This is a genomic window from Pseudomonas sp. RIT-PI-S (assembly GCF_025642975.1).
Classification (GTDB): domain Bacteria; phylum Pseudomonadota; class Gammaproteobacteria; order Pseudomonadales; family Pseudomonadaceae; genus Aquipseudomonas.
This window is the reverse complement of the sequence record NZ_JANZKJ010000011.1, coordinates 79,922-100,592: the sequence shown is the minus strand read 5'-3', so window position 1 is coordinate 100,592 and position 20,671 is coordinate 79,922. Positions and strand designations below refer to the sequence as shown.

Below are 20,671 nucleotides of genomic sequence, written 5' to 3'. Positions count from 1 at the left end.
GCATCGAACCGGACCTGACCCCGGCACCGGGCACTCAACGCCAGGGCGCGGCTGGTGGGCGCACCGACGGCAATGACCTTGGCTTCGACCCGGACTCCCCAGACCTGGCCGACCCTCAGGTGGACCCCATCGGGCCCGCCAAAGTCCCTAACGGGCCGGCAGGTAGCACCGACAAGCGCGCGAAAGGCGACGCCTATCCGCCCTATGGCGACAAGGGCCAGCAGGGCGGCCGTGGGTAGCGAGTTCCGTAGAGGCGAGCGAAACCCACGAGCCCAAGCGGCCGCGGGTTTTGCCAGCTAGCGTCAGCGCCTACTGGCGGTCAGGGGCGTCCGGTGCATCGTCCTTGGCAGTCAGGGTGGTCTCTTCTTGCAGGAGCTCCACCTTTTCCCCTTGGCCCATGCTCTTGTATTGCTTGCGAATAGTCTTGAGCTCGTGGGCGTCAAGGTCGTCCAGGTTCACCACTGCCATGCGTGCTTCCTTGGTGGCACGCAGCAGCTCGTCGATCTTGATGTGCAATACGTCGTTATCGCGGTTTTGCGTGTTCTGGATCACGAACACCATCAGGAAGGTGATGATGGTGGTCGAAGTGTTGATGATCAGCTGCCAAGTGTCGTCGTAATGGAACCAGGGGCCAGTGCAGGCCCAGACGGCGATAAGGATGATCGCGGTAGCGAACGCCTTGGGGCTACCGGCTTTTTTGGAAATGGCCTGGGAAAAGCTGGAAAAATTCATTGCGGGTTACCTAATTGTTTCCTCAGGTAAAAGACCGCGCCGCAATTGAAAAGGCTCAGGCCCTGGATGATATTTCATTCAGCCTTGCGGCGCAGGCTGGCCGGGCGTTTAACCGCCTTGCCGCTACTGGTTCCGCGCTTACCCCCTGTTTTGCGTTTCTTGCGCCAGGTCGGGGCCGGTGCTTGCCCTGCGATCACGACGTTCAACCCGCGGCATCGCTCCACCAGCTTGCCCATCCAGGCTGACTGCCGGGCGAGAAAATCGTCCAGGGTCATTTCGCCGCTCTGCACCATGTCTAGCGCCTGTTCCCAGATCGCCGTGGTGCCGGGGTCGGTAATCGCCCGTGGCACGGCGTCTACCAGGCTGCAGCCGGCGGCCGAAGCGTTCAGCGCCTTGCCAACCTTGTGCAGGTAACCGCGGTCGAGTAGCCCCTGGATGATCCCCGCGCGCGTGGCTTCGGTGCCGATGCCCGTGGTTTCCTTGAGTTTTTGCTTGAGCTTTGGGTCTTCGACCAACCGGGCGACATTCTTCATGGCGCTGATCAGGTCGCCCTCGGTGAAGGGTTTTGGCGGCTGGGTCCAGTTGTTCTTCAACTGCACCTCGCGCACCGGGCAGGCATCGTCGGCCGCGAGCGGCGGCAGGGGTTGAGGAGGCTCGCGCCCGGGCAACTGGGAAAGCGCCTCGGGCAGGGCGCGCTTCCAGCCCGGCTCGAGCACCTGCTTGCCCACGGCCTGGAGAGTCTCGCCTGCGCAGTCGAACGTCACGCGGGTTCGGTCGTAGGCGTGGTCCGGTAGAAATTGCGCCAGGTAACGGGCGCGGATCAGCCCATATACCGCTTTGTGCTTGGCGGGCAGCCGGTCCAGGTTGAGCGAGGCTGCCGTGGGAATGATCCCATGGTGGGCCGAAACCTTGGCATCGTTCCAGGCGCGGGAGCGCAGGCTGGGGTTGAGATGAGCGAACAGGGGCACCAGGCTGTCGTCGGCGCGCTTGAGGGCCGCCAGTATCGCTGCCGCCTCCCCGTGCTGGCTGAGGGGCAGGTAACCGCAGTCGCTGCGCGGGTAGGTAATGGCCTTGTAGGTTTCATAGAGTGCCTGGGCGATGTCGAGTGTCTCCTGTGCACCAAGGCCGAGCTTTTTCGAGCACAGTAGCTGCAAGGTACCCAGGTCGAAGGGCAGCGGTGCGCTTTCCTTCACGCGCTCGGTGCGCACCGTGATGACCCGCGCGCTGTGTGCCTTGGCCATCTTCTCTGCGGCGGCCACCGCCAATGGCTGCTGCAAGCAGCGCCCCTCGTCGTCGCAGGCAGCCTTCGGGGCTTGCCATTGGGCAACGAACGGCGGCTCGTTCGACGCCTGGCCAGCGGCGTTCAGGCGCACATCGATGCCCCACCAGGGCACAGGCTCGAAGGCCGCGATGCTGCGATCGCGGTCCACTACCAGGCGCAGGGTCGGGGTTTGCACCCGGCCGACGGGCAGCACCCCTTGATAGCCGGAACGACGGCCCAGCAGGGTGAAGAGGCGGCTAAGGTTCATGCCGATCAGCCAGTCCGCCCGGGCGCGGCCCAGCGCGCAATGGTAAAGGCTGAAGGTCGCCTCGCCGGGGCGCAGCGCGGCCAGTGCCTTGCGAATGGAGGCCTCGTCCAACGCAGATAGCCATAGCCGCTGAATCGGGCCCCGATAACGGCAATGGTCGAGCAGCTCCCGGGCGATCATTTCCCCTTCGCGGTCCGCGTCCGTGGCGATCACTACCTCGGAGGCTTGCCCCAGCAGGCGTTTGACGGCCTTGAACTGGCTGGCGGTCTTGGGCTTGACCTGCATGCGCCACTGTTCCGGCACAATCGGCAGGTGCTCCAGGGACCATTGCTTGTAGCGAGGGTCGTAGGCATCTGGAGGGGCGGTTTCGAGCAAGTGCCCGATGCACCAGCTGACGGTGATGCCAGCCCCGACCAGGCACCCGTCGCCCTTGCCACGCGCGCCGAGCACCTTGGCGATATCCCGCGCCTGGGAAGGTTTTTCACAGAGGAACAGCCGCATCACAGTCACCTATTGCCAGACCCGACAAGGATGGCCGGGCTGGGCGCAGGATGCAAGGCTTTATGTGTATGTTTATACAGTGCTGAACCTGGCCCTAGCCGCGCTTGAGTTCGATAGGCACAGCGCCGGCTTCCATGGCCGCGCGCATCAGCGTGACCGGAATCGACTTGGCTGCCGGCACCTTGCTCTTTTCGGCGTAATGCCACACCGGCACCAGCGGGTTGCATTCAGGGTAATAACCGCCGCAGCAACCCACAGGGATGTCATAGGGCAAGACTTGCAGCGGCCCCACCGTGCGCGCCACTTCGGTTTCCACGGCGGTCGATACCTTGACCCAGTCGCCGGGCACGAAGCCCAGGCGGGTAATATCGCTGGTGTTCATCAGCAGCACCTTGCGAGTGCCTTTGACGCCACGGAAGCGGTCGTCGTACCCGTAGATGGTCGTATTGAATTGGTCGTTGCTGCGCAATGTCATCAGCTGCAGCACATCGCGGCGCGGCATGCCGGTGCTCACGTCTTCATCGGTGTCGAGGGTGGGCATCAAGGTGAACTGGGCCTTGCCGCTTTCGGTTTTCCATTGTCGTTGGGCTGCCGGGAGCGGGCGATGGAAACCGCCCGGCTCGGCCATGCGCGTTTCCATGTCGTGGAAGGTTTCGGCATATACGGCGGCAATGGCTTGGCGTACCTGGCGGTAGTCGCGGCGCCAGGCGGCCCAGTCCAGCTTCGGATTAGGCGCCAGGGTGGCTTCGGCGATCCCGGCGATGATCGCCGGCTCCGAAAGCAGCTGCTCGCTTGCCGGCTCCGCCTGGCCATGCCAGCCGTGGATGCAACCGGTGCTGTCCTCCGTGGCCCACTGCTGTTCCACGCCCTCTTGGCGGTCGATTTCAATCCGCCCCAGGCACGGCAGCAGCCAGGCATCCGCGCCCGGCAACAAGTGGCTGCGGTTGAGCTTGGTGGCGATCTGCACGTTGAGCGAGAGCTGCTGCCAGGCAGGCTCCATGCGTGAGGTATCGGGCACCGCGCGGATGAAGTTGCCGCCCAGGCTGACAAAGCCTTTCACCCGGCCATCGAGCAGGCCTTCGCACGCCTCGACGGTGCAAAAGCCCTTTTTCTTCGGAACGTTGATACCCAGCACCTCGGCGATTTTTTCGCCGGGGACCTTTTTCGGGTCTTCGGTAATGCCCACGGTGCGCTGCCCCTGCACGTTGGAATGGCCGCGCACCGGGCACACACCAGCCCCCGGCTTGCCGATGTTGCCGCGCAACAGCAGCAGGTTCACCAACATCTGTACGTTTGCCACGCCATGCCGGTGCTGGGTCAAACCCATGCCATACACACCCATTACCCGCTCGCTCTGGGCGTAGACCTTGGCCGCCGCTTCCAGCGCGCTACGGCTCAGCCCTGCGCGGCGCTCCAGTTCCTCCCAGCGATAACCGTTGATTTGGGCCACCAGGGCATCGAAGCCGGTGGTGTGTTCGGCGATGAACGCGCGGTCGAGAACGCCGGGTTCTCCTACGGCCAACGCCTCTGCATCGAGGGCGAACAGCGCCTTGATCATGCCCGCCATGGCCGCCAGGTCGCCACCGATCGCAACCTGATGGTACTGAGTGCTGACCTGGGTGGACTCAGGGCCGAGCATCTCAATGGGGTTCTGCGGATTGACGAAACGCTCCAGCCCACGCTCGCGCAAGGGGTTGAAGGTGATGATCTGGGCGTTGCGCTTACGGGCGTCCTGCAACTGATGGAGCATGCGCGGGCTATTGCTGCCCACGTTCTGGCCGAAGAACAGAAACAGGTCGGTATGCTCGAAGTCAGCCAGGGTGACGGTGCCTACCGGCACGCCGATGCTTTCCTGCAAGCCGACCGAGGTGCTTTCGTGGCACATGTTGCTACTGTCGGGCAGGTGGTTGTTGCCATACGCCCGTGCCAGCAGCTGGTACATGAACGAGGCCTCCAGCGAGGCCCGGCCGGAGGCGTAGAACACCACGCTCTCAACCGGCAGCGCCTTGAGCCGGCTGCCGATCGCGGCGAAGGCCTGGGCCCAAGGCACGGGTTGGTAGGTATCGCTAGTGGCGTCGTAGCGCAGCGGATGGGTAATCCGGCCGCGCTGCTCCAGGTCATAGTCGGGCCAGGTACGCAGCTCGGCCAGTGTGTGCTTGCTGAAGAAAGCCGGGTCGGCCCGCAGTGAGGTCAGTTCCCACGCGGTGGCCTTGGCGCCGTTCTCACAAAACTCGAGGGGGTGAGGGTGGCCGGGCTTGGCCCAGGCGCAGCTGACACAGGCGAAGCCATCAGGCTTGTTCTGCTTGAGCAGGGCCGCTGCGCCCTTGCCCAGGGCTTTTTCGCGCCACAGGATGGAGGCCACGGAACGCGCCGACCCCCAACCGCCCGCTGCGTGAGTGTAGGGTTTGAAGCGGGCGTGGGGGTGCATGGGGTTAGCCTTCATCGCAGTCATATTTTGTTACGACGTGACGAAGCGGGCGAAGGTTCGGTCGGCCCGCGGGCCGGTGCACAGGCCCCCGGGCGTACCCGGCCCATAAGGCCCAGGCGCAACGCTTACGGCGCGGGGTTGGGCTGCTGGGTGTGAATCGCTTCGATGCCGGCACGAACCTCGTCGCTGAGCTTGACCTCGATACTGCCCAGGTTGCTGAGCAGCTGCGCCAGCGTGGTAGCACCGATGATGTTGCTGGTCACGAAGGGTTGTTCGGTGACGAACTGCAGCGCCATCTGGGCAGGGTCCAGCCCGTGCGCCTGGGCAAGCTTGACGTAGGCCTGGGCCGCGGCCTCGGCTTGCGGGTTGTTGTAGCGTTGGAAGCGCTCGAACAGCGTCAGCCGGCCCTTCTCGGGGCGGGCACCGCCCAGGTATTTCCCCGACAGCACACCGAACGCCAGGGGCGAGTAAGCGAGCAAGCCGATGCTTTCGCGCAGGGCAATCTCCGCCAGGCCGATTTCAAAGGTGCGGTTGAGCAGGTTGTAAGGGTTCTGGATGGACACCGCCCGCGGCCAACCACGGGTTTGCGCCAAGTGCAGGAACTGCTGGGTGCCCCAAGGGGTTTCGTTGGACAGGCCGATATGGCGGATCTTGCCTGCCTTGACCAGCTCATCGAGCACTTCGAGGGTGTCTTCGATGGGGGTGAACTGGTCCTCGGCATCGTGCTGGTAATTGAGCACGCCGAAGAAGTTGGTTTTCCGGTCCGGCCAATGCAGCTGGTACAGGTCCAGGTAGTCGGTGTTCAGGCGCTGCAACGAAGCGTCCAGCGCGGCGGTGATGTTCTTGCGATCCAGCCGCGGGTCGCCATCGCGGATGTGGTCCATGCGGCCCGGCCCGGCGACCTTGCTGGCCAGCACCCAATCCCCGCGGTCGCCGTGCTCACGAAAGTAATTGCCGATGATCTGTTCGGTCTTGGTGTAGGTCTCGCCGCGAGGAGGCACCGGGTACATCTCTGCGGTGTCGAGGAAGTTCACCCCTGCATCCTTGGCCAGGCGGATCTGCTCGAAGGCTTCGGCCTGGGTGTTCTGCTCGCCCCAAGTCATGGTGCCGAGCGCGATGGCGCTGACCTTGAGCTCGGTTTTGCCCAATACGCGAAATTGCATGGAAGCTCCCATGTGAAAGTGGGCCCGGGGCCCGGAAGTGAATGGCCAGGCGCGGCGCCGAGCGAAGAGGATGAGGCGGATTGCCGCACACTGTTCGTCGTAATGCCTAGCAGGCTAACTATTTGGTGAGTTTACGTTCGGTTATCATACAACCGCCTCGGCCCATTCTCGCTATTGCGTCCTTCAGCCGCAACCAGCGGTCGCGCGTCGGCTGAGCCACTTCACGTCTGCGTCATTCAAAAGAGGTTCGAACGATTACCATGGGGCGCCAAGTCTTGCTCTACTTGACTCATTTCTTCAAACGCATCCAGGACATTTTCCTGTCCCCTGCCCAGGAGGACGCCGAAGCGGGTTCCTCGCCTTTGGCCGTGCTGACCATCCTCGTGCTGTGCCTTTACATCGCAGGCGGCTTGGGCTTCTACGTCAAAACCCACTACTGGGACCGCTTGACCGACGCTCAGAAAACCGTAGTGATCGAGTCGATGGCTGCGAACGATCAGGCGCTCTGATCGCGGCCTGAGCCATGCCGCTGCACCGTCCGCCTCGCGGGCCCCTTCAATAAAAATAACTCTCACACCGGTGGTTGACGCTCGATTTCCTCAGTCTTGACGGGCTGATGCGCATCGGGGCGGACTGTCTTCGTCTGCAGTTCGGCGCGCACTTGCGGCAGGCACTGTGGAAACTCATGGTTGATGAAGGTAATCAGCCGCTCGCGCATATGGCAGCGGGCATCCCAGTTCCTGGACGAATCCAGCGAACTCAGGAGAATGCGCAGCTGCATGGATTTTTCGCTGGTGTCGGTCACTTGCAGCACGCATACGCGCCCATCCCACAGGTGCGGGATCTCCTCACAGATCAATTTCACCTGATCGCGCAACACGTCCAGCGGCAACGAGTAGTCCACCCAGAGGAACACCGAGCCGATCAGGCTCGAGGCGCTGCGGGTCCAGTTCTGGAAGGGCTTTTCGATAAAGTAGGTGAGGGGGACGACCAGTCGGCGCTCGTCCCAGATTTTCACCACCACGTAGCTGCCGGTGATTTCCTCGATACGCCCCCATTCGCCTTCCACGATCACCACGTCGTCGAGGCGAATGGGCTGGGAGATAGCGATCTGCAAGCCTGCAATCAGGTTGCCCAGCACCGGCTTGGCGGCAAAACCTGCCGCCAGGCCAGCGAGCCCGGCGGAGGCGAGCAGGCTGGTGCCGACCTGGCGCACCGCCGGGAAGCTCATCAGGATCAGGCCGCTGCCAAAGAGGATGACTACCACGTTCAGGCAGCGCACCAATACCCGCACCTGGGTCTGGATGCGCCGTGCGGTCAGGTTGTCTTCGATGTCCAGCGGGTTGCGGATCGCAATGGTGTCGGCCACCGCCGCCACGCAGCGCAAGCCCAGCCAGGTAAAGGCCACCACCACGAACAGGCCGTTGACGTGGCGTACGGTGTTGATCAGCGGCAGGTCGTCTGGAGCGGACGTCCAAACCGACTGCAACGCCAGCAGCGGCATCAGCCACAAGGTGGGGCGCTGCGCCTTGGTGATCAGCTGCTGGGCCAGCACCATCCGCCGTGCGACCCGCCGCAGCACGATATGCCCCAGCCAGCGTAGCAACAGCGTAAAGGTGACGGCCGCGGCGGCGGCGATCAGGGTGCCAAGCCAGGGGAGGGGAATGCGGTCCAGCCAGGTTGCGGGAATAAGTTCCATCGGTCGGCCTCGGTTCGCATATCACTGGATACCGACCCAGGCTGACCGTCGCGGTTCCCCCGAGGTGTCTATTTAGCGGGTGCCAGCCTCCACCGAAGAAAGCGTGCCTGTGGTTGCCGCTGCGCTCGCTACGGCGCTCGCTGCTGCGCTTGCTGCTGCGCTCGCATTCTTTTTCAGGCCGCGGAAATTCATGATGCACAGGCACACCTGCAGCACGATCAGCGCCCAGGCGTGGCTTGAAAGGCCCCAGATGACCCACAGCAGGTTACTGACCAGAAACAGCCAAAAGCCTGCCATGCGTCGCCGGGGGCGCTGCGAACCGATCAGCCATGCGGCGACCACCGTGGCGAGCATGGCTGGCCACTGAATCCAGTCGATGTACGCCATGGATCAGTCTTTGCCGGTTTCAGAGGAGGTTTCAGGGGCCGTTTCAGGGATCAGGGGCACCCGAGCTTCATCCAGGCCCCAGCCAGGGTCTTCGTTGCCAGGATCGTTGAGGACCTTGGCATTCGCCGGCTTGGCGGGATCGTTCACGAACGGAACGCGGCTTGGGCCTTGCTCTTCAGTGCCGTCGGTGTTGGGGTTCATGGCTGCGGACTCCTTTGCCAGTTGCAGGGGTATCCGAGGGAGAGGGATCTCAGGCCAAAGGTTCCCGCCACTGCAACAGATTGCCTTCGGGGTCGTACCCCTCGCAGGCGCGGAAACCCGGCCCCACCCACTGGGCCTCTTCGCTTTCGACACCGCCGCCGAGCATAGGGCTCAATGTTTGCACCACTGCCAGGGACGCCACCGGGAAAATCAGCTTGACCGGCACATCGGTACGGCGCAGTGGCGGGGAGGAGATCACCAGGTTGTCCGCCACGATCTGCGGCAGGGCGTGCAGCACCAACAGGTAATGGGCAGACTCGAGTACGATGCGCCCCTCGGCGTGCACCTTGACCGTCAGCCCCGCGACCTGCTCGTAGAATGCAGCCATGCGTTCCAGGTCTTTGGCGAACAGCAATGCACCGGGTTTGGGCAGTTCGGACATCGACAATCTCCACGACAAGGAGCCTAACCCTACGAGAGGGGGTCAGGCCTGTCTAGTCTAGTGCCCTGTACGAAGCGCGGCCCGGCTGCGAGACTGTATGTTTTTGGCAAACGGGAAGGGCTCATGCAGAACCGCTTCGTTGTGCTGATGGTCTCTATCTTCGGCGGTGCGGCGCAGGCGCTGGCGGGCGATAGCACCATCGCCTGGCCGCAGGGTTGGCAGGTCGAACCGATCCCGGTAGAGCCCGGCAGCGAGGTCAGCCGCCAGCGCGCGGTAAAACTCGACGCCCGGGGCGAACCAGCGATGGTGGTTGAGCTGAGCCAGAGCCCGGTGGAGGCTGGGCATGTGGTGAACGTCGCGGGGGTGGTGTTGGAGATGCGTAAGGCGGTACAACAGAATTTTTCCCGGGGCGGCTATCAAAGCGCCTGCACCCGCGTCAAACCCAGTACGCTCAACGAGGTGCCCGCGGCAGAAACGACCTGCACCATTACCCTCAACGGCGGGCATGTGATTACCCAGACCCTCGTGGCGGCCGCCGGGCCGAGCAAGGCGTGGGCGCTGTCCTACGCTGGCACGCCGGACGGTTATCAGGCCAATGAGGGCACCGTGCTGGAAATCCGTAGCTCGCTGGTACTCGACGCAGAACATTGACCGGGCCGGTACAGGAGCACGCCATGGCGCGATTCGAACACTTTGGGCCCAACCCTGATGGCCGTGATTATGCCGTGGGGGACATTCACGGGCATTTCACCCGGCTGGAAGCGACCCTGGACCGGGCGCGGTTCGATCCGGCGCGTGACCGGCTTTTCAGCGTCGGCGATCTGGTCGACCGGGGGCCGGAAAGCCCGCGGGCGCTGGAATGGCTAGAGCAGCCCTGGTTCCACGCGGTCCAGGGTAACCACGAGGTATTGACCCGGCAGTACGTGGACGGGGACCCCCAGCTCGACCCGCACGACTACCGCAGCAGCGGCGGCACCTGGTTTATGGAAAGCAGCCCGGCCGAGCAGATGCTTTACGCCGACCGCTTTTCACAACTGCCCATCGCACTTGAAATCGAAACCGCCCAAGGCCTGGTGGGCCTGGTGCACGCCCATTGCCCGTTTTCCAGCTGGACGACCCTGCGCGAGTACCTCACCGGCGCCTTGCCGTATGCCATCGAACTCGAAGAAGCCTTCCAGTGGTCGCGCGCGCGCCTCAAGCAGCGCGATGAAAGCGAGGTGCGTGACGTGCGCGCGGTGGTGGTCGGCCACACGCCGCTGCGGCGGCCGCGGCGCCTGGGCAATGTTTGGCACATCGACACCGCCGGCTGGAGCGAGGGGTATTTCAGCCTGCTCGAGCTGGGCCAGTTGAAGGTGGTGCCGGCTTAGTCCTGGCTGGAGGCCGCGGGCAAGGGCGCGGCTAGCGGATACACCTGGTTACGGCCCCCCGCCTTGGCGCTATACAGTGCCGCATCCGCAGCCTCTACCAACGTTTGTGGTCGCGGCGGCAGCTCACGGTCGAACCAGACGTGGGCCCCGGCACTCAGGGTCACTATCCCGTATGGGCTACCGGAATGCGGGATGTTCAAGGCGCGCACGGCTTCCACGATGCGCTCCGCTACCCGGATGGCTCCTGGCAGCTCGCACTCGGGCAACAACACCAGCAACTCTTCGCCGCCATAGCGCGCCACCAGGTCCCCTGCGCGGCCCACGCTGGCGGTAACGGCCTGGGCCACGTCACGGATGCAGGCGTCGCCGGCGGGGTGGCCGTAAATGTCGTTGTAGGCCTTGAAGTGGTCGATATCCAGCATGATCAGCCCGAGCGGCCGGCCGTTGCGTCGGGCCCGGCTGATTTCCCTCGGCAGGGCCTGGTCCAGGTGCCGACGGTTGGCAAGGCCGGTGAGGCTGTCCTGCATGGCCATCTGTTCAAGCGCGGCATGGGCGTCACGCAGCTCAGCCTCGGTTTGCGAGGTTTGGCGGATCTGCCGGATCAGCATGGAGCCGAAGATGCCGGTGGCGCTGAGCAACAGGCAGATCACCAAGGCCGTGCGCACCAGGTTGGCTCGCCAGTTGGCCAGCAGGTAGTTCTTGGACTCCGCCGCCAGCACCACCACGGGGTAGTTGGTGATCGCCCGGTAGCCGTACAGGCGCTCCACACCATCGACCACCGAGGTCAGCATCTGGGTGCCGGCGCTGGCGTTAGGCAACAGCTGGGAAAAGATCACGCCCTTGGCGATGCTGGTGCCAATCAGTTTTTCGTCATAGGGCCGGCGGACCAGCACGGTGCCGTCGGCCAGCGCCAGGTTGATCACGCCGTCGGGGTCAAGGGCGTAGGCTTCGTAGAAGCGCTTGAAGTAGTCCACCTTGAGGGTCGCCAGGGCAACCCCGGCGAAGCGGCCCTCGCTGTCGTTGATGCGCCTGGACAGGGTGATGATCAGATCGCCGCTGGAGCGGCTGCGGATCACCCCGCCGAGGTGAGCGGCTGGGTCGGCATGGGTGCGGTGATATATGAAGTAATCGCGGTCGGCGTTGTTGGCGTTCGGCGGGTTGATGTCGTTGGAACTGACCAGCCAGCGGCCGTCGCGGTCATAGATGAACAACCCCTGGAGCTGTTCCAGCGAGCCGGTCAGGCGTTTCATCAGCCGGTGCAGGCGTTGCCGCTGTTCGTCGCCGGCGGTGCCGTCGACCTGAACCCGTTCGACCATGCCGATCAGGACCGTGTCGGCTTCCTCGATGGTGTTGCCAGCATGCTCGGCCAGGGACCGCGCCAGGTTCGAGGCATTGGCCTGGGCAGCGACCAGCGCCTGGTTGCGAGAGGTCCAGCTTTGCCAGATATCCAGGCCTACCAGCGACAGCACCACGATAACGATCAGGATGAGCGCGACCGTGACCGGGCTCTTGCGGGCGGCGGGAAGAGGGGGGCGGCTATCGGACATGCGCGCTCGCTGTGCAAATACGGGGTCAAGGCGGGCCACCAGGATCGCCGCCAAGCGGCGCCGAAGGCGGTGCTTACAGCGGGCGCGGCGGTGGCCGTCGCTGCGAATGATGACCGTCGCGCCTGCCCACTGCAACCATAGGGCGCGTTTTCCCTGCCATTGCCGCCCTCGGCCTGCAGCCCTAGGGGTTCGCGCCCCTAGGCGCAGCGGCCGAGTTAGCGCCGATGCAACGTTCGCCGCTGGCAGCACTCTCAAAGCTAGCGTGGTGTTTCAGAAGTTCGCGCAGGCATTGGCGATGGTGCGGGCAGCTTCTGAATCACCAACCAGACTCATTTCAACGGAAGGTAGCCTATGACACCCCCGGATCCGGATCATGTGCGGTGGCTGGTGGAGCGCTCGATGCTCCACGCGGCGAAGCAACGGGCCAAGCTCTACTCAGGGCAGGCTCGCCTTTGGCAGCGACCTTTTGCCCAGGCACGCCCGCGAGATGCCTCGGCGATTGCGTCGGTGTGGTTCACCGCCTACCCGGCGTCCATCGTGACCCGCGAAGGCGGCTCCGTGCTGCAGGCGCTCGGGGACGAAACCCTGTGGCATGCCTTATCGGAAATCGGCATTCAAGGAATCCACAACGGCCCGCTGAAGTTGTCGGGCGGCCTGCGCGGGCGTACCCATACGCCGACCATCGACGGTAATTTCGACCGTATCAGCTTCGACATCGACCCGGCCCTGGGCACCGACACCGAACTCGTCGCCCTGGCTCGCTTGGCGGCCGCGCACAATGCCGTGGTGATCGAGGACGCGATCCCGTCCCACACTGGCAAAGGCGCGGATTATCGCCTGGCGGAGATGGCCTACGAGGAATACCCGGGGCTGTTCCACATGGTGGAGATCCGCGAAGAGGACTGGCCGCTGTTGCCGGAGGTGCCGGCCGGCCGTGACGCGGTCAACCTGCCGCCAGCGCTGGTCGATCTTCTGCGGGACAAGCACTACATCGTCGGGCAGCTGCAACGGGTGATTTTCTTCGAGCCGGGGGTGAAGGAAACCGACTGGAGCGCCACCCCGGTGGTGATCGGCGTCGACGGCAAACCGCGACGCTGGGTGTACCTGCATTACTTCAAGGAGGGGCAGCCCTCGTTGAACTGGCTGGACCCAAGCTTCGCGGCGCAGCAGATGATCATCGGTGACGCCCTGCATGCCATCGACGTGGTCGGCGCACGCATCTTGCGCCTGGATGCCAACGGCTTCCTGGGCGTGGAGCGGCGCCCGGAAGGTAACGCGTGGTCGGAGAGCCATCCGCTGTCGGTCAACGGCAACCAGCTGCTGGGCGGCGCCATCCGCAAGGCCGGCGGCTTCAGCTTCCAAGAGCTGAACCTGACCATCGACGACATCGCCGCCATGTCCCACGGCGGCGCCGACCTGTCCTACGATTTCATCACCCGGCCTGCCTACCAGCACGCGCTGCTGACCGGCCGCACCGAGTTCCTGCGGCTGATGCTCAAGGAAATGCACCGCTTTGGCGTGGACCCGGCGTCGCTCATCCATGCCCTGCAAAACCACGACGAGCTGACCCTGGAGCTGGTGCACTTCTGGACGCTGCATGCCCATGACCAGTTCATGTACCAAGGCCAGACCTTCCCCGGGAACATCCTGCGCGAGCATATCCGCGAAGAAATGTACGAGCGCCTGGCCGGGGAGCATGCGCCCTACAACCTTAAATTCGTGACCAATGGGGTGTCCTGCACCACCGCCAGCATCATTACCGCGGCGTTGGGGATTCGCGACCTGGACACCCTGACCGCCGCGGACATCACTCGCATCCAGCACATCCATTTGCTGCTGGTGATGTACAACGCCATGCAACCCGGGGTATTCGCGCTGTCCGGCTGGGACCTGGCCGGGGCCCTGCCACTGCCGGCAGACCAGGTGGCGCACCTGATGGGGGATGGCGACACCCGCTGGATTCATCGCGGCGCCTACGACCTGGCCGAACTGGACCCCACCGCCGAGGTATCGGCCGGAGGCATGCCCAAGGCACGCAGCCTCTATGGCAGCCTGGTTGAGCAGCTGCAACGGCCAGACTCCTTCGCTTCGCAGCTCAAGAAAATTCTCGCGGTTCGCCGCGCCTACGACATCGCGGCGAGCAAGCAGATCATGGTGCCAGACACCCAGCACCCTTCGCTGCTGATCATGGTCCACGAGTTGCCCGCCGGGAAAGGCACGCAGATCACTGCGCTCAACTTCGGCAGCGAGGCCTTGGTGGAAACCCTGCACCTGCCGGGCATTGCCCCGGGCCCGGTGGTGGACATCATCAACGAGCGGGTAGAAGGGGACCTGAGCGAGGATGGCGCCTTTACCATCACGCTGGACCCCTATGAGGGCCTGGCGCTGCGGGTGGTGAGCGCGTCCTTGCCGCTATGATCGGCGTTCTGTTCGCGGGCTTTGCCCGCTCCTACAGGTGGGCAGGTGGGAGCGGGCGAGGCCCGCGAACTTTGAAGCGCTTGGAATCTGGACCTCTATGAGAGGCTAGCGCTGCGGGTGAGCGCGTCTTTGTTGCTATGGCTGGGCGTTTTGTTCGCGGGCTTTGCCCGCTCCTACAGGTGGACAGGTGGGAGCGGGCGAGGCCCGCGAACTTTGAAGCGCTTGCAATCTGGACCTCTCTGAGAGGCTGGCGCTTCGGTTGAGAGCGCGTCTTTGCCGCTATGGCTGGGCGTTTTGTTCGCGGGCCTTGCCCGCTTCTACAGGTGGACATGTGGGAGCGGGCGAGGCCCGCGAACTTTGAAGCGCTCGGAATCTGGACCTCTCTAGGAGGCTGGGGCTGTGGGTGGTAAGTGCGTCTTTGCCGCTATGGCTGGGCGTTTTGTTCGCGGGCCTGGCCCGCTCCTACAGGTGGACAGGTGGGAGCCCTACAGGTGGACATGTGGGAGCGGGCGAGGCCCGCGAACTTTGAAGCGCTTGCAATCTGGACCTCTCTGAGAGGCTGGCGCTTCGGTTGAGAGCGCGTCTTTGCCGCTATGGCTGGGCGTTTTGTTCGCGGGCCTTGTCCGCTCCTACAGGTGGACATGTGGGAGCGGGCGAGGCCCGCGAACTTTGAAGCGCTCGGAATCTGGACCTCTCTAGGAGGCTGGGGCTGTGGGTGGTAAGTGCGTCTTTGCCGCTATGGCTGGGCGTTTTGTTCGCGGGCCTTGCCCGCTCCTACAGGTGGACATGTGGGAGCGGGCGAGCCCCGCGAACCTTGAAGCGCTTGGAATCTGGACCTCTCTGAGAGGCTGGCGCTTCGGTTGAGAGCGCGTCTTTGCCGCTATGGCTGGGCGTTTTATTCGCGGGCTTTGCCCGCTCCTACAGGTGGACTGTGGGAGCGGGCGAGGCCCGCGAACTTTGAAGCCCTCGGAATCTGGACCTCTATGGCGGGGTGGGGCTGCTGGTGGTGAGCGCGTCCTTGCCGCTATGGCTGGGCGTTTTGTTCGCGGGCCTTGCCCGCTCCTACAGGTGGACATGTGGGAGCGGGCATAGCCCGCGAACCTTGAAGCCCGCGGAATCAGGCGCCGTGCAGCTGCTCCTTGGCCAGCTTCACGATGTTCTCCACGGTAAAGCCGTACTTGGCCTGGAGCTTGTCGATCGGCGCGGAAGCGCCGAAGGTGCTCATCACCACCTTCGCCCCGGTATTGCCCACGTACCGGTCCCAGCCCATGGGGCCTGCCTGTTCGATCGCTACTCGGGCAGTAATCGCCGGCGGCAATACGCTGTCCTTGTAGGCGGTGTCTTGATCCTCGAACAGCTCCCAGCACGGCATCGATACCACGCGGCTATCGATACCTTCGGCCCGCAGCTTCTCGTACGCCCCCACGGCGAGGCTCAATTCGCTGCCGGTGGCCAACAGCAGTACCTTGGGTGCGTCGCTGTCGGCCAACACATAGCCGCCCTTGGCGACCAGGTCTGCGCTTGCGTATCGCTCGCGGTCCAGGGTGGGCAGGGGCTGGCGGCTCAGCACGATGCACGAAGGGCGGTGGGTCTGCTCCAGGGCGACCTTCCAGGCCTGTGCGGTTTCATTGGCGTCGCCTGGGCGCAGGGTCAATACGCCAGGGGTGGCGCGCAGCTGCGCCAGTTGTTCGATCGGCTGGTGCGTCGGCCCGTCCTCGCCCACGCCGATGGAGTCGTGGGTGAACACGAACACCACCGGCAGCTCCATGATCGCGGCCAGGCGGATCGGCGGCTTCATGTAGTCGCTGAACACCAGGAAGGTCGACGTGTAGGGCCGCAGGTAGCAGAGCGCCAAGCCATTGGCAATCGCGCCCATGGCATGCTCGCGCACACCGAAATGCAGGTTGCGGCCCTGATATTGCCCGGCCTGGAAGCTGCCCGCCCCCTCGAACGTCAGGTTGGTCTTGGTCGAGGGCGACAGGTCCGCCGAGCCGCCCAGCAGCCATGGGATTCGTTCGGCGTAGGCGTTCAATACCTTGCCGCCCGATTGCCGGCTGGCGATGCCCTTGGCGTCTGTGGCAAAGGGGTCGATGTTGGCGTCCCAGCCCTCGGGCATCTGCCCGGCGCGCATGCGCTGGAGGTCATCGGCAAGCTTGGGCTGCTGGCTTTGCAGTGCGGCCTGGTTGGCCTCCCACGCGGAGTACGCTTCCTGGTTGCGCTCGCGCAGCACCGCTTGCAGCCAGCCCTTGGCGTCCTCGGGCACGCTGAATTGCGAGTCCGGGTCCCAGCCGTAGGCTTTCTTGGCCAAGCGAATTTCTTCTTCACCCAACGGCTCGCCATGGGCTGCCGCGGTGTTGTGTTTGTTCGGCGCGCCGTAGCCGATCACGCTGTCTACCACGATAAGCAGCGGCGCCTCGCCACCGCCCTCGAATTGCGCGAAGGCTTCGGCAAGGGCGGCGGTGTCGTTGGCGTCGGTGACGTGCAAGGTGTTCCAGCCATAGCCCTGGAAGCGGGTGATGACGTTTTCGCTGAAGGCCAGCTCAGTGTGGCCTTCGATGCTGATGGTGTTGTTGTCGTAGATCCAGCACAGGTTGCCGAGCTTCAGGTGCCCGGCCAGCGAGGCGGCTTCGCTGCTCACGCCTTCCATCATGTCGCCGTCGCCACAGAGGGCGAACACCCGGTAGTCGAACAGCGTGCCGGCGGGGCGATTGAAACGCTGCCCCAGCCAATGCCCGGCCATGGCCATGCCCACGCTGTTGGCGCAGCCCTGACCAAGCGGCCCGGTGGTGGTTTCCACCCCTGTGGTCATGCGGTATTCCGGGTGCCCCGGGGTTTTCGAAGACATCTGGCGGAACTGCTTGATGTCCTCCAGGCTGACCGCCGGCTCCCCGCTGGGCTTGCCGTCGGCGTTGATTTCCACCACCTGCGCCAGGTGCAGCAGCGAATACAGCAGCATCGAGGCGTGGCCGGCCGACAACACGAAGCGGTCGCGGTTTGGCCAATCGGGATGGTCGGGGTGGTAGCGCAGGAAGCGGCTCCACAGCGTATAGGCCACAGGCGCGAGGGCCATGGGGGTGCCGGGGTGGCCAGAATTGGCCTTCTGCACCGCATCCATGCTCAGGGTGCGGATGGTATCGATACAAAGCCGATCCCGCGCTTCGCGGTCGGCGGCAGGCAGGGAGGAGGGTGCTTGCATGGTTGGGGTCCTTGGTCGACGGTGAGTCGATTAGCGGACCGGCACGCGGCCGGCTCCGTAACCGTGCTGGTTATGAAGCTGACCGCGGGAGGGCTTTCGAGTTGCTTTGAATTGGCGCTTGCAACCTGCCGGCCTGGCTGTCACGCCATGCCAGGCAGCTCATGCGGGCGCAGGTCGAACACCAGCACTTCGGCGTCCTGGCCTTGGCTTAGGGTCAGCACCTGCTCGTTGCGTACCCGCACGCCGTCGCCTTCGACCAACGCCTGGCCATTGAGGCTGACGCTACCGCGTGCCACGTGGACGTAGGCATAGCGGTCTGCGGCTAACTCCAGCCGCGCGCTTTCGTCACCGTCCAGCAGCCCTGCGTACACCCGTGCATCCTGGCGCACCGACAGCGAGCCGTCGGCGCCGTCCGGCGAGATGATCAGGCGCAGGCGGCCGCGCTTGTCTTCGGCGCTGAAATGTTGCTGCTGATAGCGCGGTTCGGCGCCGTGCTGCGAAGGCACGATCCAGATCTGCAGGAAGTGCACCGGCGCCTCGGCAGAGTGGTTGAACTCGCTGTGGGTCACGCCGCGGCCGGCGCTCATCAGTTGCACGTCGCCAGGGCGGATCACCGAGCCGGTGCCCAGGCTGTCGCGATGCTCCAGCGCGCCTTCGAGCACATAGGAGAAGATCTCCATGTCCCGGTGAGGGTGCTGGCCGAAGCCCTTGGCAGGCGCAACACGGTCGTCGTTGATCACCAGCAGGTCGGAAAAGCCTTGCTCGCGTGGGTCTCGATAGGAGGCGAAAGAAAAGGTATGGAACGACTTCAGCCAGCCGTGATTGGCCAAGCCGCGTTCGGTGGATTTGCGCAGTGCGAGCATGTTGTGCACCCCTTATTGGTTAGGTATGGGTTCAGTCTACTGTCCCGACGCCGCTGTATTAAGTAGGTGGCACAGGCCATACTGTCGCGCAGGAATTGACAATGGACGGCTGCTCCCATGAACCCTTTCGAAGACATGCGCCTGTTTACCCAAGTGCTGGAGTCCGGCAGCTTCACCGCCGCGGCTGAGCAGCTAGGCGTCTCCAAGCAGTTGATCAGCCGGCGGATCATGCAGCTGGAAGAGCGCCTGGGCGTTCGCCTGCTCAATCGTTCCACCCGCCGGCTGGACATCACCCCGCTCGGCCACGCGTACCACGAGGCGGCGCTGCGCTTGCTCAACGAGGTCGAGCAGGTGGAGCAGAGCATCGCCGGCGCCCACGGCCAGCCGCGCGGCACCGTTCGCTTGAGCGCGCCGTTGTCCTTCGCGGTCGAGCACTTGAGCGGCTTGTTTCCGTTGTTCATGCAGCGCTACCCGCAAGTGAGCGTTGAGGTGGACCTCAGCGACCGCTCGGTGGACCTGCTGGCCGAGGGGTTCGACATGGCCCTGCGCATCGGCGAGCTGGAGGATTCGAGCCTGATCGCTCGGCGAATCGCCGAGGTGGAGCGGGTATGGGTATGCAGCCCGGGCTACCTTGCCGAGCACGGCGAGCCGGACAGCCCCGCGGCCCTGGCGCACCACGCCTGCCTGCCTTACGGTCACGGTCGCACCTCGCAGTGGCGCTTCGAGCGCGACGGCAAGGTGCAGGTGCTGCAACTGAGCGGCCGCTTGCGTGCGAACAATGGCGAGGTGCTGCGCGACGCTGCCATGGCCGGGCTGGGTATCACCTACCTGCCGCTGTTCATCGTGCGGGGCGCGCTGGCCGATGGCCGCCTGTTACGGGTGCTGGACCCGTGGCGGCCGCCGGCACTGACGTTGTCCGCGCTTTATCCGCAGCATCGCCAAGGCTCGAGGGCGGTCCAGGTGCTGGTGGAGTTTCTTCGCGAGCAGCTGCAGGGCGTGTTATAGGCGGCCGCGCGAGCGAGCCAGGAACACCGCTAGCCCCAGCAACGGCAGGGCCATGCCCAGTGCGACCACGCCACCCCAACCCGCACGCTCATAGAGGCTGCTGGCAAACGCGGAGCCCAGCGCGCCGCCGATGAAGATGCTGGTGACGTATAGCCCGTTGAGGCGCGCCCGGCTGTGGGCGTCCAGGCCATAGATGATGCGCTGGCCGGTGACCATGCTCATCTGCACGCCGAAGTCGAGCAACACGCCGGTCAGGGCCAGGCAGAGCACGCCGCCCCCTGGCCACTCGCCCAGGGCGAAGGCCACTGGCGCCAGCAGCATGGCCAGCAAGGTGGCTGCACGGCTATGCCCCGCGTCGGCCAGGCGCCCGGCCACCGGTGCGGCCACCGCCCCCATGGCGCCGACCAGCGCGAACAAGGCGATCTGGGTTTGGCTCAGCCCATACACCCGGGCCAGCTCCACCGGCACCGTGGTCCAGAACAGGCTGAAGGCAGCGAACATCAGCGCCTGATAGAACGCGCGTTCGCGCAGTGCCGGGTAGCGCTTGAGCAGCAGGGCCATGGACAGCAGCAACTGGCCATAGCTTGCGCTATGCGCCGGCTGGCGACGCGGCAAGGTAAACGCCAGCAGGGCGAGGATCGCGACCATGGCCGCCGCCGCCACGATGAACACCGCACGCCAGCCAAGGTGGTCGGCGATCACACTGGCCAGCGGCCGCGCCAGCAGGATACCCAGCAGCAGCCCGCTCATGATGTTGCCCACCACGCGCCCGCGAATGGCCTCGGGCGCCATGTGCGCGGCCATGGGGATCAGCATCTGCACGGCGACCGAGCTGAAGCCGATCAACAGCGAGATCGCCAGGAAGGCATCGGCGCGGGCGCTGAACGCGGCGCCCAGCAGGCTCAACACAGCTAGCACCAGCGTGGCGAGGATCAGCCGGCGGTTCTCCAACAGGTCCGCCAGCGGCACCAGCAGGAACAACCCTAGGGCATAGCCCACTTGGGTCAGCGACACCACCAGGCTGGCGGCGTGGGCGGAAAGGCCGATTGCCGGGGCGATCAATTCGAGGATGGGCTGGCTGTAGTAGATGTTGGCGACGATGGCGCCGCAGCAGAAGGCAAACAGCAGTACTAGCGCAGACGTCAGCGGCGGGTGGCCAGGGGAAGTCGAGGTCATGGGAATGTCCGGCAGGG

General features: G+C 64.6%; 18 protein-coding genes. 6 read left to right on the top strand and 12 right to left on the bottom strand.

Annotated features, from left to right (window positions below):
• Positions 1-14: 14 nt before the first annotated feature.
• Complete coding sequence (locus OGL93_RS15990) at positions 15-239, top strand: DUF6021 family protein (RefSeq protein WP_263263852.1); 225 nt, start codon at positions 15-17, stop codon at positions 237-239.
• Positions 240-309: 70 nt separating this feature from the next.
• Here the strand turns inward: OGL93_RS15990 and OGL93_RS15985 are convergent, their stop codons facing one another.
• The 4 genes from OGL93_RS15985 to OGL93_RS15970 all read right to left on the bottom strand — a co-directional run bounded on the left by OGL93_RS15985 (position 310) and on the right by OGL93_RS15970 (position 6,353).
• Positions 310-732 (bottom strand): low affinity iron permease family protein, encoded by a 423-nt coding sequence (locus OGL93_RS15985; protein ID WP_263263787.1) that lies wholly within the window; start codon positions 730-732, stop codon positions 310-312.
• A 74-nt stretch (positions 733-806) separates the two neighbouring features.
• Positions 807-2,762 (bottom strand): DNA topoisomerase III, encoded by a 1,956-nt coding sequence (locus OGL93_RS15980; protein WP_263263786.1) that lies wholly within the window; start codon positions 2,760-2,762, stop codon positions 807-809.
• Between the two features lie 94 nt (positions 2,763-2,856).
• On the bottom strand, positions 2,857-5,190 hold the full coding sequence (locus OGL93_RS15975) for an FdhF/YdeP family oxidoreductase (RefSeq protein ID WP_263263785.1): 2,334 nt from the start codon (positions 5,188-5,190) through the stop codon (positions 2,857-2,859).
• Positions 5,191-5,315: 125 nt separating this feature from the next.
• Positions 5,316-6,353, bottom strand: a complete 1,038-nt coding sequence (locus OGL93_RS15970; RefSeq protein WP_263263784.1) for an NADP(H)-dependent aldo-keto reductase — start codon at positions 6,351-6,353, stop codon at positions 5,316-5,318.
• Positions 6,354-6,613: 260 nt separating this feature from the next.
• On the opposite strand from OGL93_RS15970, the gene OGL93_RS15965 reads away from it, so the two are divergent.
• Positions 6,614-6,862 carry a hypothetical protein gene (locus OGL93_RS15965; protein WP_263263783.1) on the top strand — a complete coding sequence of 83 codons (249 nt, stop codon included), beginning with the start codon at positions 6,614-6,616 and terminating at the stop codon, positions 6,860-6,862.
• 62 nt (positions 6,863-6,924) lie between these two features.
• On the opposite strand, the gene OGL93_RS15960 is transcribed toward OGL93_RS15965, so the two are convergent.
• From OGL93_RS15960 to OGL93_RS15945, 4 genes are all read right to left on the bottom strand, one after another.
• A complete protein-coding gene (locus OGL93_RS15960) occupies positions 6,925-8,052 on the bottom strand; it encodes a mechanosensitive ion channel family protein (protein WP_263263782.1) in 1,128 nt (375 codons plus the stop codon).
• 72 nt (positions 8,053-8,124) lie between these two features.
• Positions 8,125-8,439, bottom strand: a complete 315-nt coding sequence (locus tag OGL93_RS15955; RefSeq protein WP_263263781.1) for a hypothetical protein — start codon at positions 8,437-8,439, stop codon at positions 8,125-8,127.
• A 3-nt stretch (positions 8,440-8,442) separates the two neighbouring features.
• Positions 8,443-8,640, bottom strand: coding sequence for a hypothetical protein (locus tag OGL93_RS15950; RefSeq protein WP_263263780.1), 198 nt, complete (start codon positions 8,638-8,640; stop codon positions 8,443-8,445).
• Between the two features lie 49 nt (positions 8,641-8,689).
• A complete protein-coding gene (locus OGL93_RS15945) occupies positions 8,690-9,082 on the bottom strand; it encodes a hypothetical protein (protein ID WP_263263779.1) in 393 nt (130 codons plus the stop codon).
• 123 nt (positions 9,083-9,205) lie between these two features.
• Between OGL93_RS15945 and OGL93_RS15940 the strand changes: the two genes are divergently transcribed.
• Together OGL93_RS15940 and OGL93_RS15935 are read left to right on the top strand one after the other, a co-directional pair.
• Positions 9,206-9,733 (top strand): DUF4946 domain-containing protein, encoded by a 528-nt coding sequence (locus OGL93_RS15940; RefSeq protein ID WP_263263778.1) that lies wholly within the window; start codon positions 9,206-9,208, stop codon positions 9,731-9,733.
• Between the two features lie 23 nt (positions 9,734-9,756).
• A complete protein-coding gene (locus OGL93_RS15935) occupies positions 9,757-10,449 on the top strand; it encodes a metallophosphoesterase (protein WP_263263777.1) in 693 nt (230 codons plus the stop codon).
• Here OGL93_RS15935 and OGL93_RS15930 read toward each other — a convergent pair.
• Complete coding sequence (locus OGL93_RS15930) at positions 10,446-11,996, bottom strand: sensor domain-containing diguanylate cyclase (RefSeq protein WP_263263776.1); 1,551 nt, start codon at positions 11,994-11,996, stop codon at positions 10,446-10,448. The genes OGL93_RS15935 and OGL93_RS15930 overlap by 4 nt on opposite strands.
• 351 nt (positions 11,997-12,347) lie before the next feature.
• Between OGL93_RS15930 and treS the strand changes: the two genes are divergently transcribed.
• On the top strand, positions 12,348-14,414 hold the full coding sequence (gene treS / locus OGL93_RS15925; RefSeq protein WP_263263775.1) for a maltose alpha-D-glucosyltransferase: 2,067 nt from the start codon (positions 12,348-12,350) through the stop codon (positions 14,412-14,414).
• Positions 14,415-15,531: 1,117 nt separating this feature from the next.
• Here treS and tkt read toward each other — a convergent pair.
• Complete coding sequence (gene tkt / locus OGL93_RS15920; protein WP_263263774.1) at positions 15,532-17,610, bottom strand: transketolase; 2,079 nt, start codon at positions 17,608-17,610, stop codon at positions 15,532-15,534.
• Positions 17,611-17,750: 140 nt separating this feature from the next.
• On the bottom strand, positions 17,751-18,473 hold the full coding sequence (locus OGL93_RS15915) for a pirin family protein (protein ID WP_263263773.1): 723 nt from the start codon (positions 18,471-18,473) through the stop codon (positions 17,751-17,753).
• A 117-nt stretch (positions 18,474-18,590) separates the two neighbouring features.
• On the opposite strand from OGL93_RS15915, the gene OGL93_RS15910 reads away from it, so the two are divergent.
• A complete protein-coding gene (locus tag OGL93_RS15910; RefSeq protein WP_263263772.1) occupies positions 18,591-19,478 on the top strand; it encodes a LysR family transcriptional regulator in 888 nt (295 codons plus the stop codon).
• On the opposite strand, the gene OGL93_RS15905 is transcribed toward OGL93_RS15910, so the two are convergent.
• Positions 19,473-20,654 (bottom strand): MFS transporter, encoded by a 1,182-nt coding sequence (locus OGL93_RS15905; protein ID WP_263263771.1) that lies wholly within the window; start codon positions 20,652-20,654, stop codon positions 19,473-19,475. The genes OGL93_RS15910 and OGL93_RS15905 overlap by 6 nt on opposite strands.
• Positions 20,655-20,671: the final 17 nt, after the last annotated feature.

What these genes read in the sequence shown, in the direction of transcription:
- OGL93_RS15985 (WP_263263787.1), bottom strand. Translation starts at nt 732, where the DNA reads ATGAATTTTTCCAGCTTTTCCCAGGCCATTTCCAAAAAAGCCGGTAGC.
- OGL93_RS15980 (WP_263263786.1), bottom strand. Translation starts at nt 2,762, where the DNA reads ATGCGGCTGTTCCTCTGTGAAAAACCTTCCCAGGCGCGGGATATCGCC.
- OGL93_RS15975 (WP_263263785.1), bottom strand. Translation starts at nt 5,190, where the DNA reads ATGCACCCCCACGCCCGCTTCAAACCCTACACTCACGCAGCGGGCGGT.
- OGL93_RS15970 (WP_263263784.1), bottom strand. Translation starts at nt 6,353, where the DNA reads ATGCAATTTCGCGTATTGGGCAAAACCGAGCTCAAGGTCAGCGCCATC.
- OGL93_RS15965 (WP_263263783.1), top strand. Translation starts at nt 6,614, where the DNA reads ATGGGGCGCCAAGTCTTGCTCTACTTGACTCATTTCTTCAAACGCATC.
- OGL93_RS15960 (WP_263263782.1), bottom strand. Translation starts at nt 8,052, where the DNA reads ATGGAACTTATTCCCGCAACCTGGCTGGACCGCATTCCCCTCCCCTGG.
- OGL93_RS15955 (WP_263263781.1), bottom strand. Translation starts at nt 8,439, where the DNA reads ATGGCGTACATCGACTGGATTCAGTGGCCAGCCATGCTCGCCACGGTG.
- OGL93_RS15950 (WP_263263780.1), bottom strand. Translation starts at nt 8,640, where the DNA reads ATGAACCCCAACACCGACGGCACTGAAGAGCAAGGCCCAAGCCGCGTT.
- OGL93_RS15945 (WP_263263779.1), bottom strand. Translation starts at nt 9,082, where the DNA reads ATGTCCGAACTGCCCAAACCCGGTGCATTGCTGTTCGCCAAAGACCTG.
- OGL93_RS15940 (WP_263263778.1), top strand. Translation starts at nt 9,206, where the DNA reads ATGCAGAACCGCTTCGTTGTGCTGATGGTCTCTATCTTCGGCGGTGCG.
- OGL93_RS15935 (WP_263263777.1), top strand. Translation starts at nt 9,757, where the DNA reads ATGGCGCGATTCGAACACTTTGGGCCCAACCCTGATGGCCGTGATTAT.
- OGL93_RS15930 (WP_263263776.1), bottom strand. Translation starts at nt 11,996, where the DNA reads ATGTCCGATAGCCGCCCCCCTCTTCCCGCCGCCCGCAAGAGCCCGGTC.
- treS (WP_263263775.1), top strand. Translation starts at nt 12,348, where the DNA reads ATGACACCCCCGGATCCGGATCATGTGCGGTGGCTGGTGGAGCGCTCG.
- tkt (WP_263263774.1), bottom strand. Translation starts at nt 17,610, where the DNA reads ATGCAAGCACCCTCCTCCCTGCCTGCCGCCGACCGCGAAGCGCGGGAT.
- OGL93_RS15915 (WP_263263773.1), bottom strand. Translation starts at nt 18,473, where the DNA reads ATGCTCGCACTGCGCAAATCCACCGAACGCGGCTTGGCCAATCACGGC.
- OGL93_RS15910 (WP_263263772.1), top strand. Translation starts at nt 18,591, where the DNA reads ATGAACCCTTTCGAAGACATGCGCCTGTTTACCCAAGTGCTGGAGTCC.
- OGL93_RS15905 (WP_263263771.1), bottom strand. Translation starts at nt 20,654, where the DNA reads ATGACCTCGACTTCCCCTGGCCACCCGCCGCTGACGTCTGCGCTAGTA.